The following is a 12447-nucleotide window of genomic DNA, read 5'->3' as shown; positions in this document are numbered from 1 at the left end:
ACAGGCTGTGATCTTTTGATCTCAAGCGATTCCGAAACCGCAAAAGATCGCAGGCCGCGCCAGCGCCCACAAAATTATCGGATGCATCTGTAGGATGCTGCCGAAGGCTGCGATCTTTTGATCTTAAGCAATTTCGAAACCGCCAAAAGATTGCAGGCTTCGCCAGCTCCTACAGTGGCCGTGTGCATTTCAACTGATCTTGCGTGAAACTCCCTGCCAGTACTTTTCGCGAACCTGTCGGCGCAATACCTTGCCCACCACGGAAGTGGGCAGTTCATCCACGAACACCAGGGATTTCGGCGCTTTGTAGCCACCCAATCGAGCGCGCGTCTGTGCGATCAACTCTTCAGGCGTGACTGTTTGCCCCTGACGCAGGATCACTTCGGCATGCACCGCTTCACCCCATTCCGGGTGCGGGATGCCGACCACGGCTGCCATCAGCACCGACGGATGCGCCGCCAGCGCGGCCTCGACTTCCACCGCATAGACGTTGAAACCGCCGCTGATGATCATGTCCTTGAGCCGGTCGACGATGTACAGGTAGCCGTCAGCATCGATGTACCCGAGATCGCCGGACTTCCAGGCACCGTCCTCAAATTCCGCGGCTGTGGCTTCAGGGTTTTCGTAGTAACCCTTGATGATGGCTTTGCAGCGGATGCGGATCTCACCGGTTGCGCCAATCGGCAACGGCAGGCCATCCGCATCGGTGATGAACACCTCGACACCGGGGGTAGGCCGCCCAGCCGACGACAGATGTCGCAGGGCGGCGGCATTGCCGGGTTGATGCGCAGCCTTGTCCAGCGCGGCGATCATCATCGGCGACTCGGTGGCGGCGTAGCCCTGGACAAAAATCTGCCCGAAGCACTCCACCAATTCGCCAAGCTTGTCCGGGCTCATGGGCGCGGCGCCGTAGATCAGCGTGGTCAGCGAAGAGAAATCCTTCGGATTGGCGCGCTGCATTTCCAGCAAGCGATACAGCACGGTCGGCACCAGGAACGAATGGGTGACGCGTTCGCTTTCGACAATCTGCCGCCAGTTTTCCATGTCCAGCTGATTCAGGGTGATGTTGGTGCCACCGCCGTAAACCGTGGGGAAGAACAACATGATCGTGCCGTGGGACAACGGTGAAACGTGCAGCAACCGTGTTTGGTCGGACAAACCCAGATCCGTGTTGATGAACGCCGCGTCGCGGCAGGCCATCCAGTTATCGATCGAGTACATCGCGCACTTGCCTTTGCCGGTGGTGCCACCGGTGAAACGCAACATGCAGATGTGCTGGTCGCTGTCGAGGCTCAGGTCGTAGTCGAGATCCGATGCAGCTTCCACCAACGGCCAGAAGCTGAACACGCCGGGGAGGGCAGCTTGCTCAGGCGTCGGCGGGTCTATCACCACGATCTCGCAATCGCGGCTGCGCAGCGTGCTGTAGTAACTGTCCAGCAGGCGGGTTTCGATAAACACCACCCGCGGCCGGACCAGGTCGATCTGCCGCGCGTGCTCGTCGAGCGGGTCGCGCAGGTTGGTCATGACCACCGTGCCTTCCTGCTTGAAGGTGCTGGGAAACATCATCAGGCTGAGGTTGTCGTTTTCCAGGATCAGCATGAAGCGCTCGCCCGCCCGCACTTGCAGCCTGGAGCGCAGGACGTCGGCGATACGGTTGGTCAGCAGGTGGTACTGCTCGTAGGTGAAACGCCGGTTGCGCTCGACGTTGACGATCGCCTCCCGGTCGCGATGCCGCAGCGCGAGCAAGCGCATGATTCGGCTGAAATTCATTTTCATGGTGGATTGCTCCAGTGGCTCAAGAAGACCGTGACGCGCTTAGCGGGCGCGCATGCGCGACGCGGCATCGAGACGGATGGTCTCGCCGTTGACGTAGGCGTTCTCGATCAGGAAGGCGCAGCAATGCGCGAATTCACGCATGTCACCCAGGCGCTTGGGCGACTCCATCTGTTCTTTCAGCGAGTTGAGCACCTTCTCGTCGAGGCCGGCGACCATGCTGGTCAGGAACAGGCCCGGAGCGATGGCGTTGACCCGCACGCCAATGGCGCCCAGTTCACGAGCGGCGGGCATGTTCATGCCGATCACACCGGCCTTGGTCGCCGCATACGCGCACTGGCCGACCTGGCCTTCATAGGCGGCCCCCGACGACACGTTGATCACCACACCGCGCTCTTCGCCGCCTTCGGCTTCGTTGTTGGCCATGTGCTCGGCGCACTTGGACATCACGTTGAACACACCGTTGAGGTTGATCGCCGTGGCCAGGGCGAATTTCGCCAGCGGCGCAGCCTTGCCTTCCTTGCCCAGCACCTTGAAACCGTTCGGTACGGCGGCGCCGTTGATGCACACATGGATGGCGCCGAATTTGCCGATCACGGCGTTGACCGCGTTCTGCACCGAGGTCTCATCGCTGACATCGGTCTGCACGAACATGGCGCGCTCGGCGCCAATCTCGGCCACAGCCTGTTCGCCGGCTTCGATGTTGAGGTCGAAGATCGCCACGCGGGCGGCTTTTTCACCGGCCATGTAATGTGCGGTGGCCAGGCCCAGGCCCGAAGCGCCGCCGGTGATTACGATGACTTTGTCTTGAATGCGCATGAAGGTGTCCTTGTTCGCTGCCCGGCTCGAAGGAGCCGGGTTGTTATTGTTGGAGATGGAACGGGCGGCTGATCAGAACGCGTTGACCCCGGTCAGGGCGCGGCCAATGATCAGTTGCTGGATCTGCGAAGTGCCTTCGGGAATCGGCACGACGATGGCTTCACGGGCGAGTTTTTCCACCAGGAAGTCGGTGGTGACGCCGGCGCCGCCGTGGATCTGCACGGCCTGGCGGGCGATGGTCACGGCGGCTTCGCAGGCGAAGTACTTGGCCATGGCCGCTTCCATTTCCGCCGGGATGCCGGCGCCGATCATCTCGGCGGCACGGTAGGTCAGCAGGCGGGCGGCATCGACGTGGGTCGCCATTTCCGCAAGCATCGCCGAGATCAACTGGTGGCCGGCAATCACTTTGCCGTGCTGCTTGCGCTCCTTGGCGTAACGCACGGCTTCTTCCAGCGCGCGACGACCGATGCCCAGGCCTTGGGCAGCGACGAACACCCGCGAACGCTCGAAGAACGACAGGGTGTTTTTCAGCGCTTCGCCTTCCTTGCCGATGATGTTGCTGGCCGGAACCCGCACGTCGTTGAGGAAAATCTGCGCGGTGGACTGGCTGTTCCAGGCGATCTTGTGGATGTCTTGCACTTCGTAGGGATGTTCTTTGCGATCCAGCAGGAAGTGGGTCAGGCCCTTGCGCGGGTCATCGCCGGTGCGGCAGGTGCAGATCAGGAAGTCGGAGTAGGAGCCGTTGCTGATCCAGGTCTTTTCACCGTTGATGATGAAGTCGTCACCGTCGCGGCGGGCGCGGGTCTTGATCTCCAGTACATTGGAACCGACGTCCGGCTCCGAAATGCCGACGCTGACGAACAGCTCACCGCTGATAAGCCCTGGCAAGTAACGCTCGCGCAGGTGGTCCGGGGCGAGTTTTTCCAGCATCTGCGCGCCGAAGGAGTTGATCACCACGGGCGTCGACAGGTCCACCGAACAGGCGGCGACTTCTTCGAAGAGCATGATCAGGGTTGGCCAGTCCAGGCCCAGGCCGCCGTGTTCTTCACTGACGGCGCCGCTGATCATGCCGAACTCGGTGAGCTGGCGCATGATCTCGGACATCTTTTCCCGAGGGATGAATTTGTCGCGGTATTCCTTGTTGAACACCGGGTCGATCCTGTCGGCCAGGAAACGCCGGAAACTCTCGACGGCTTCGAGTTGTTCCGGGGTGCGCATGACGTGTCCCATGAGGGTTCTCCTTAAATGTTGTTATTGGCGAGAATGTTGACGGCGACCACGGCTTCTTCGATGCCGAACAGTCCGCCGCCGTTTTCCTGGATGGCGATGCGCGCACCTTCGACCTGGCGCTTGCCGGCTTCACCGCGCAGTTGCGTGACCAGTTCGTGGATCTGCCCCAGACCGGTGGCACCAATCGGGTGGCCCTTGGATTCGAGGCCACCGGACGGGTTGATCGGCATCCGGCCGCCGACGGTGAAATCACCGCGTTCAGCGGCCGGGCCACCCTGGCCGAACGGCACCAGCATCAGCGATTCGGCGTTGAGGATTTCGCCGATGGCCGAGGCGTCATGCACTTCCGCAACGCTGACGTCGCCAGGGCTGACGCCGGCCTGGTCGTAGGCTTTTTTCGCCGCCAGGTGGGCGATGATTTTTTCCGGTTCATCCAGGCCGCGGTTGCTGCCGGTCTGCACCACGCTGGCGAGTACGCGAACGGCGCGGTCGCCGGCATGCTTCAAGCGCTTCAGGCCCTCGGCGTTGCACAGCAGGACAGCCGCGGCGCCGTCGCTGATCGGCGAGCACATCAGCGTGGTCAGCGGATAGCAGATCGCAGGCGAAGCCAGCACTTCGTCGATGCTGAAGGCTTGCTGGAACTGCGAGAGCGGGTTGTGCACCGAGTGCTGGTGGTTCTTTGCGGCCACCGCGGCGATCTGCCGTTGGGTGGTGCCGTAACGCAGCATGTGATTGCGCGCGATGGCGGCATACACGTCCATGAACACGCTGTAGGGGCGTTCGGACACGGTGCCCGGCGGCGGCACGATGCCTTCGCCCATGGCCAGCAGGGTGTGCTTGTTCTGCTCGACCGTGGACACGTCCCAGCCGCCGTCGAACACGGCGAACATCTTGGCCTTGTCCGGGATGTTCATTTTCTCGGCGCCGACCGCCAGGGCGATGTCGCATTGACCGGCGCGCAAGGCCAGCGTGGCCAGGTTGAACGCCGACGAGCCGGAGGCACAGGCGTTCTCCACCGAGAACACCGGCACGCCTTCGATGCCGATGCGGCGCATGGCGATCGGGCCGGGAATGCCGGTCTGGCCCTGCAACAGGCCGTTGGTCATGGTGCTGTAGTACACCGAGCCGACGTCGGCGCTGCTGGCGCCGGCATCTTTCAACGCCAGGCCCACGGCTTCGTCGACCATGTCGTAGACGCTGCGCTCCAGCAAGCGGCCAAAGGGCGTCATGCCGACGCCCACTACGTAGATATCGTTCATTGTCTGATCCTGAAAATTGCAGGGAGTGGCCTAGCGGCCCTTGAAGTTCGGTGCGCGTTTTTCACCGAAGGCCTGCAGGCCTTCCTGGAAGTCGGCGGTGCGCAGGTGCTGGCGCAACATCACTTGCTCATGCAGCAAGGCGTCGTCACGGGACTTGTCAGCCGACGTGCGCGCGACTTCTTTCATGCGGCGCAGGGCAATCGGGCTCTTCCTGGCGATCTGGTTGGCCAGGCTGAGGGTGGCGTCGGCCAGCTGTTCATCGGCGTGGACCTCGCAGACCAGGCCGTAGCTTTTCATTTCCGTGGCCGAGAGCGATTTGCCGGTCAGCAGCAGGTACATCGCCACGTTCAACGGAATCAGGCGTGGCAACACCGCCGCACCACCGGCACCGGGGTAGACGCCGAAGTTGGCGTGGGCATCGGCGAGGGTGGCGGTTTGCGCAGCGACCACGATGTCGGCGCACATGGCCAGTTCCAGGCCTCCAGCCATGGTCACGCCGTTGAGCGCGGCAATCACCGGTTTGGGGAAGTTGCGCAACTGAGCGAAGACCTGATTGGCGCGGTCGAGGAAGTCGGCTTCGCCAGCGGGCAGGCAGGCGCCGGCCAACACTTCTTTCAGATCGGCACCGGCGCAGAAGGCCGGACCGCTACCCGTGAGGATGACCACCCGAAGCTCGTCGTTGCGCGCGATGTCATTCAGGCAACGCTCGAGTTCGGCCAGTGTCGCCAGGTTCAGCGCGTTCATGGCCCGTGGCCGGTTCAGCGTCAGGCGCGCCACCGGGCCGACGATTTCATACAGCAAGACATCTTCACTCATGACAACACCCTTTTATTGTTGGTCGCGCATTTGGCGTAGTGGATGGGCCGATAGTAGGAATGCGCGCGGTGCGGTCGCAGGTCATTGCAACGAAAGCGCTTGTCCCCCGGGAATGCCCCAAACACCGTAGATCCCTGTAGGAACTGCCGAAGGCTGCGATCTTTTGATCTTGAAAAGATCGTCCGAACGCGGCCCGAGCCTTCGGCAGCTCCTACAGGGCACGCCTGTGAAGACAGATGAATTGATCGAGAAGACCGGCAGGTCAGGCGCACTTGCTTGCACCATCGAAACGGTATTCGAACAACAATTACAGAGAGACCGTGCGATGAAGAAAATCCGCGTAGTGCTGACGGTGTCAGTGTTGGCCGCCAGCATTGTCGGGGCGCTGCAATGGTCGCGGGGGCAAACCGGCGTTCACTTGCCAGCGGTCGAAAACAGCGCAGGGCAGGGAGGCCAGAAAGCCGCGACCGCGGCGACCATCGCCGTCAATGCAACCACGGCGCACACCATGCCCGCCGTCGATCCGCAGGTGGAGGCCGACATCCAGCGCGGCTTCATTGCCAGCCTGCCGGATGCCGAAACCACCGCGGCCGATGGGCACGTGGTGTACAGCCTCAAAGGCTACGAGTTTCTCGACAGCCCGGATGCACCGGCGACGGTCAATCCGAGCCTGTGGCAGCAAGCCCGCAAAAGCATGGCCAACGGGCTGTTCAAGGTCACCGACGGTTTCTATCAGGTGCGCGGTCTTGACCTGACCAACATGACCATCATCGAAGGCAAGACCGGCCTGATCATCATTGATTGCAACCTGGCGACCGAAGTGGCGCACGCGTCACTGGAGCTGTATTACCAGCATCGGCCGCGCAAACCGGTGGTGGCGGTGTTCTACAACCACAGCCATGTCGATCACTTCGCGGGTATTCGCGGCATCGTCGACGAAGCAGACGTGAAGTCGGGCAAGGTGCAGATCATTGCCCCGGCAGGCTTCATGGAAACCTCGGTGGCCGAGAACGTGATGGCCGGCAACGCCATGAGCCGCCGCGCCGAGTACCAGTTCGGCACCACGTTGCCGCGCAGCGCCCAGGGCCAGATCGACCTTGGCGGCGCCAAGGCGTTGTCCAGCGGCACCATCACGATGATCCCGCCGACCCTGGAACTCAGCCAGCCGGTGCAAACCCTAACCATCGACGGCGTCGAGATCGTCAACATGCTCGCCCCCGGCACCGAAGCGCCCGCCGAATTCATTCACTATTTTCCGCAGTTCAAGGTGATCGATACCGGTGAACTGGCACTGCCGACCCAGCATCAGTTGCTGACGTTGCGCGGCGCGACCATCCGTGATGGCCTGGCCTGGTCGAAATACCTCAATCAATCTCTGCACCAGTTCGCGCCCGGCGCCGACATCCTGGTGGGGCAGCATGGCTGGCCGGTGTTTGGCCACGAGCGTGTGGTCAACTATTTGTCCAAGCAACGGGACATGTACAAGTGGCTGCACGACCAGTCCCTGCGCTTGATCAACAAGGGTTACAAACCGGTGGAGATTGCCGAGTACCTGCGCGATCACGTCCCGGCGAGCCTGGCCAGTGAAACCTTCACCCATGGTTTCTACGGGTCGGTGCAGCGCAACGCCAAGGCGGTGTATCAGCAATACATGGGCTGGTATGACGCCAACCCGGCCAATCTGGACGCGTTGTCCGACGGTGATTACGGCAAGAAGTTCGTCGAGTATGGCGGCGGCGCCGAAGCCGTGCTGGCTCGTGCGCGCAGCGATTTTGCCAACGGTCAGTACCGCTGGGTGGCGCAGGCCATGAGTCATTTGACCTATGCCGAACCCACCAACAGCGCAGCCCGAGAGCTGGCAGCCGATGCCCTTGAGCAATTGGGTTACCAGGCCGAGTCGGCGGTCGAGCGCAACAGCTACCTGGCGGCGGCCATGGAGCACCGCAGCGGCGGCAAGAAACTCGCTTCGCCGCTGCGCACAGCCAGCCCCGACATGCTTCGGGCGCTGACCATCGAGAACATTTTCGATTACCTGGGCGTTCGCCTGAAGGCCCCGGATGTCGAGGGCAAACACATCGTCCTCAACTGGAACTTCACCGACATCGGCACCTCGGGCAAGCGTTACATGCTCAATCTGGAGAACTCGGCGTTGACCTACATCGCCGATTACAACGCCGAGCAGGCCGATGCCACCTTGACCCTGACGCGCGAGACGCTCAACGCCATCCTGGCGGAGAAAGTGTCGCCGATCGAAGCGGTGTTCAAAGGCGACCTCAAGATCGATGGCAGCAAACTGGCGGTCTATGACGTGCTCGGTTCGCTGGACAAATTCTCACCGGACTTTGAGCTGGTCGGGCCCAATGCGCCGGCACGATAGGAGCCGCACCATGTACCCTGCGATGGACGATATCGACACTTGTGCCGCCACGCCCGCCAACGCTGCGATCGACGGGGTCCGCGCGGTCCTGGCCCGACAACAGGCGGCGTCCCGGGTCGAGGGGCCGCCCTCGGCCGAACTGCGGATCGAGCGCATCAACCGGGTCATCACGCTGTTGGTCAATCATCAACAGCGGCTGTGCGAGGCGCTGGCCCGGGATTTTACCTGGCGCAGCCATGATCAGTCGCTGATGGCCGATGTGCTGTTGCCGATCCGCGGCCTCAAGTATGCCCGTGACCATGTTCGCCGCTGGATGCGACCAGAGCGTCGCAAGGCGGAGCTGGGGAGCGGCTGGCTGGGCGCGAAGGCTGAAATCCACTATCAGCCACTGGGGACCATCGGCATCATTTCGCCGTGGAATTTCCCGATTGCCATCGCGCTGGGGCCGCTGGCCGAGGCACTGGCGGCGGGGAACCGCGCAATCATCCTGTTCTCCGACCAGTCACCGGTAACGGCGGGTTTGTTGATCGAGCTGCTGGCCGAGCAGTTCGATGACAGCGAAGTGGCAGGCTTTATCGGCGGCGCTGAACTGGGCGCGGCATTTTCCGCCATGCCACTGGATCATCTGGTGTTCACCGGCAGCCCAAGGGTTGGGCGTTTGGTGATGCGCGCTGCGGCGCAAAACCTGACGCCGCTGACCCTTGAACTGGGCGGAAAGTCGCCGACCGTCATTGGCCGCGGCGCCGACCTGGAAAACGCCGCCAGACGCATCTGGGGCGGGAAGGGGGTCAGCAGTGGACAGGCCTGTATCGCCCCCGACTATGTGTTTGTGCACGAGGATGACTGTGAGCGCCTGTTGAGCTGCATGCAGGTCGAACTGCGGCGCATGTTCCCGACGCTGCTGGACAATCCCGACTACACGGCCATGGCGACGCCGGGGCAATACCGGCGGATGCAGGCCTGCCTGCAAGACGCCCGTGAACATTGCGTGCGGATGATCGAGGTCAACCCGGCCAATGAGGACTTGAGTGCTTCGCGCAAGATCGCACCGACCCTGCTGGTTGATCCGCCGGACTCGACACTGGCGATGCAAGAAGAAGTCTTCGGTCCGCTGCTGCCGATTCGCGGCTATCGCCACATCGACGAGGTGCTCGACTACATCAACGGGCATCCGCGCCCCCTGGCGCTGTATTACTTCGGCAACGACCGCGCTGAAGCCCGGCATGTGCTGGAACGCACCCATTCGGGCGGCGCTTGCATCAATGAAGTCATGCAGCACCTGTTCCAGACCGATTTGCCCTTTGGTGGCTGCGGTCATTCGGGGTTTGGCCGATATCGCGGCGGGTATGGCTTCAAGGCGTTCAGCCTGGAGCGTTCGGTGTTCACGCCGCCGCGTTGGGATGTCATGGGGGTGCTGCGGCCGCCTTATGGCAAGGTGTTTCGCCGGGTCATCGGCGCTCTGTTGAAATCTTAAAATCAAAAGATCGCAGCCTGCGGCAGCTCCTACAAGGCTGCGATCTCTTGATCTTACCCGCCCAAAGGACCCCGTGAATGATCCCGTTGAAACCTCTTGTCCTGGCGATGGGTTGTCTCGCCTTCGGCACTCACGCTTTTGCCACCCCCAAACGCCCGAACATCGTGGTCCTGGTGGCCGACGATTGGGGCTACAGCGATGTCGGCGCCTTCGGCAGCGAAATCGCCACGCCGAACATCGACACCCTGGCCCGTGAAGGCGTGCGCTTTTCCGACTTCCATGTCACGGCTTCCTGTTCGCCGACGCGCTCGATGCTGCTGACCGGCGTCGACAACCACCGCAACGGCGTCGGCAACATGCCGGAGACCATGCCCGACGAACACCTGGGCAAACCCGGCTACAGCGGCGTGCTCAACGACAACGCCATCACCGTCGCCAGCCTGCTCAAGGACAGCGGTTACAACACCTACATCACCGGTAAATGGCATCTGGGCAAGACCCCGGACACCTTGCCCGACAAACGCGGCTTCGAGCGCTCGTTCATCCAGGCCGACAGCGGTTCGGACAACTGGGAAGAGCGGCCCTACGCGCCGCTGTACGACAAGGCGGCCTGGTTCGAAAACGGCCGGCCGGCGCACCTGCCGAAGGACTATTACTCCTCGACCTTTATCGTCGACAAGGCCATGGACTACATCGCCGCCGATCGACAGGGCGGCAAACCGTTTTTCGCCTATCTGGGGTTTCAGGCCAATCACGTTCCCGTCCAGGCCCCCAAGGACATGATCGACAAGTACCGGGGCCGTTATGACCAGGGCTGGACCGCCTTGCGCCAGGCCCGGCGTGACCGTGCCGTGGAACTGGGCCTGATTCCCGCCGGTGCGGGACTGCAGACCATGGCCAGCACCGCCGACTGGAATGCCCTGGACGCCCATGAAAAACGCTACGAAGCGCGGCGCATGGAGGTCTATGCCGCCATGGCGGAAACCATGGACCAGCAAATCGGCCGTTTCATCGAGCACCTGAAAGCCAGCGGCGAGTACGACAACACGGTGTTCGTGTTCCTCTCCGATAACGGCAGTGAGCCGACCGACCCGTACGCGATACCGGCGATCCGCTTGTGGCTGGAAATGAACTACACCCGTGAGCTCGATCGCCTGGGCAGCAAGGGTGCGTTCACCAGCATCGGCCCGAGTTGGGCCAGCGCGGCGGCCTCGCCGTTCAGCGGCTACAAGTTCTTTGCCGGCGAGGGCGGTTTGCGCACGCCGATGATCGTCTCCGGCGTGCCCGGTATCCAGGCCAACCACATCGCCAAATCTTTCACCCACGTCACCGACATCGTCCCGACCTTGCTGGAAGTGGCCGGTGTGCCGGCGCATCACGGCGAGTACCAGGGGCGAACGGTGGAACCGCTGATCGGCAGCAGTCTGGTGCCAGTGCTGCAAGGCACGGCCGAACGCGTGCATCCGCAGGATCAGGCCATCGGCTATGAACTGTCCGGCAGCGCAGCCCTGTTCAAGGGTGACTACAAACTGGTCAAGAGCCTGAAGCCGGTGGGCAACGAACAATGGCATCTCTACAACATCGTCACCGATCCCGGTGAAACGATCGACTTGCAGGCGCAGATGCCGGAGCGCTTCCAGCGCATGCAGGCCGACTATGCCGAGTACGCCCGCGCCAACGGGGTTCTGCCGATGCCGGTCGGTTATGACTACATGCACCAGGGGCAGATGTATGCGCTCAAACATGTGGTCATTCCCAAGCTCAAGGCCGTGGCACCGCCGCTTTTGGCGGTGATCTTGTTGCTGGTGGGCGTGCTGGTCTGGCGCCGGCGTCGCAAGCAGGGTGTCTGAGTGATGATCGACGAAGTGGACGAGTGGGGGCGCCGGTTGATCCACCGGCGCAAGGTCGAGTGCCAGGGGTTTCTACGGGCCGATGGGCTGTGGGACATCGAAGGTCGATTGAACGACAGCAAGACCCACCCCGTGACCCTCGCTGAAGGGCGGACGGTAGCGGCGGGGCAGGCGTATCACGGCATGTTCATGCGCCTGACCCTGGACGATGACTTTGTTGTGCGAGAGGTGCACGTGGCCATGCCCGATGTGCCCACCAGCCAATGCCGTGGCGCGATGCCGGGCTATGAAAAGCTGCTCGGCGAACGCATTGGCCCCGGGTTTTCGCGACGGATCAAAGCGCTGTTTGGCGGGGTCGGCGGTTGCGTGCACTTGACCGAGTTGCTGCTGCCGATGGCCACGACGGCGTTTCAGACCATTCCCATGGCCCGGGCGATGGTTGCGCCGCGTACGGCGGCAGACGCAGAGGCTTACCGCAACGCTACTGGCCGACTGATCAACACCTGTCACGCCTTGCGCGAGGACAGCCCCGTTGCCATATACCTGAAGAACTAACCAAATCCCCCGTGTAGGAGCTGCCGCAGGCTGCGATCTTTTGATCTTGTTTTTAAAGCAAAATCAAAAGATCGCAGCCTTCGGCAGCTCCTACAGGGTCCGTGGCGATCAGGTAAATGGGTCGTGATGATCAGGTACAGGGCCCGGGCGATGGTTGCGCCGCGTACGACGGCAGACGCAGAGGCTTACCGCAACGCTACCGGCCGACTGATCAACACCTGTTACGCCTTGCGCGAGGACAGCCCCGTTGCCATATTCCTGAAGAAATAACCAAATCCCCCGTGTAGGAGCTGC

Annotated in this window: 9 protein-coding genes; 4 read left to right on the top strand and 5 right to left on the bottom strand. The window is 62.2% G+C overall.

Annotated features, from left to right (window positions below):
- Nucleotides 1-189: 189 nt before the first annotated feature.
- The 5 genes from AC07YV_RS22490 to AC07YV_RS22470 all read right to left on the bottom strand — a co-directional run bounded on the left by AC07YV_RS22490 (nt 190) and on the right by AC07YV_RS22470 (nt 5897).
- Nucleotides 190-1776 carry a class I adenylate-forming enzyme family protein gene (locus AC07YV_RS22490; RefSeq protein ID WP_102701397.1) on the bottom strand — a complete coding sequence of 529 codons (1587 nt, stop codon included), beginning with the start codon at nt 1774-1776 and terminating at the stop codon, nt 190-192.
- Nucleotides 1777-1815: 39 nt separating this feature from the next.
- Complete coding sequence (locus tag AC07YV_RS22485) at nt 1816-2592, bottom strand: SDR family NAD(P)-dependent oxidoreductase (RefSeq protein WP_102701398.1); 777 nt, start codon at nt 2590-2592, stop codon at nt 1816-1818.
- A gap of 72 nt (nt 2593-2664) precedes the next feature.
- Nucleotides 2665-3822, bottom strand: coding sequence for an acyl-CoA dehydrogenase family protein (locus AC07YV_RS22480; RefSeq protein WP_102701399.1), 1158 nt, complete (start codon nt 3820-3822; stop codon nt 2665-2667).
- Nucleotides 3823-3833: 11 nt separating this feature from the next.
- Complete coding sequence (locus tag AC07YV_RS22475) at nt 3834-5081, bottom strand: thiolase family protein (RefSeq protein ID WP_102701400.1); 1248 nt, start codon at nt 5079-5081, stop codon at nt 3834-3836.
- A gap of 30 nt (nt 5082-5111) precedes the next feature.
- The gene (locus AC07YV_RS22470; protein ID WP_102701401.1) at nt 5112-5897 is read right to left on the bottom strand and encodes an enoyl-CoA hydratase/isomerase family protein; all 786 of its coding nucleotides are present in this window, start codon (nt 5895-5897) and stop codon (nt 5112-5114) included.
- Between the two features lie 325 nt (nt 5898-6222).
- Between AC07YV_RS22470 and AC07YV_RS22465 the strand changes: the two genes are divergently transcribed.
- The 4 genes from AC07YV_RS22465 (at nt 6223) to AC07YV_RS22450 (ending at nt 12153) form a co-directional block, all read left to right on the top strand.
- A complete protein-coding gene (locus AC07YV_RS22465; protein ID WP_102701402.1) occupies nt 6223-8274 on the top strand; it encodes an alkyl/aryl-sulfatase in 2052 nt (683 codons plus the stop codon).
- 10 nt (nt 8275-8284) lie between these two features.
- Nucleotides 8285-9748, top strand: coding sequence for a coniferyl aldehyde dehydrogenase (locus AC07YV_RS22460; RefSeq protein ID WP_102701403.1), 1464 nt, complete (start codon nt 8285-8287; stop codon nt 9746-9748).
- 77 nt (nt 9749-9825) lie between these two features.
- Nucleotides 9826-11598: an arylsulfatase gene (locus AC07YV_RS22455; RefSeq protein ID WP_102701404.1), complete on the top strand. Its 1773-nt coding sequence runs from the start codon at nt 9826-9828 to the stop codon at nt 11596-11598.
- Between the two features lie 3 nt (nt 11599-11601).
- Nucleotides 11602-12153, top strand: coding sequence for a DUF2889 domain-containing protein (locus tag AC07YV_RS22450; RefSeq protein ID WP_102701405.1), 552 nt, complete (start codon nt 11602-11604; stop codon nt 12151-12153).
- Nucleotides 12154-12447 lie beyond the last annotated feature (294 nt).

The sequence above is a fragment of the Pseudomonas sp. GW456-E7 genome (assembly GCF_059424105.1).
This window is presented reverse-complemented; position numbering and strand designations above follow the sequence as displayed.

Bases quoted from the DNA above. Each gene is read 5' to 3' on its own strand.
- AC07YV_RS22460 (WP_102701403.1), top strand. From the start codon at position 8,285: ATGTACCCTGCGATGGACGATATCGACACTTGTGCCGCCACGCCCGCC.
- AC07YV_RS22480 (WP_102701399.1), bottom strand. From the start codon at position 3,822: ATGGGACACGTCATGCGCACCCCGGAACAACTCGAAGCCGTCGAGAGT.
- AC07YV_RS22490 (WP_102701397.1), bottom strand. From the start codon at position 1,776: ATGAAAATGAATTTCAGCCGAATCATGCGCTTGCTCGCGCTGCGGCAT.
- AC07YV_RS22470 (WP_102701401.1), bottom strand. From the start codon at position 5,897: ATGAGTGAAGATGTCTTGCTGTATGAAATCGTCGGCCCGGTGGCGCGC.
- AC07YV_RS22455 (WP_102701404.1), top strand. From the start codon at position 9,826: ATGATCCCGTTGAAACCTCTTGTCCTGGCGATGGGTTGTCTCGCCTTC.
- AC07YV_RS22465 (WP_102701402.1), top strand. From the start codon at position 6,223: ATGAAGAAAATCCGCGTAGTGCTGACGGTGTCAGTGTTGGCCGCCAGC.
- AC07YV_RS22450 (WP_102701405.1), top strand. From the start codon at position 11,602: ATGATCGACGAAGTGGACGAGTGGGGGCGCCGGTTGATCCACCGGCGC.
- AC07YV_RS22485 (WP_102701398.1), bottom strand. From the start codon at position 2,592: ATGCGCATTCAAGACAAAGTCATCGTAATCACCGGCGGCGCTTCGGGC.
- AC07YV_RS22475 (WP_102701400.1), bottom strand. From the start codon at position 5,081: ATGAACGATATCTACGTAGTGGGCGTCGGCATGACGCCCTTTGGCCGC.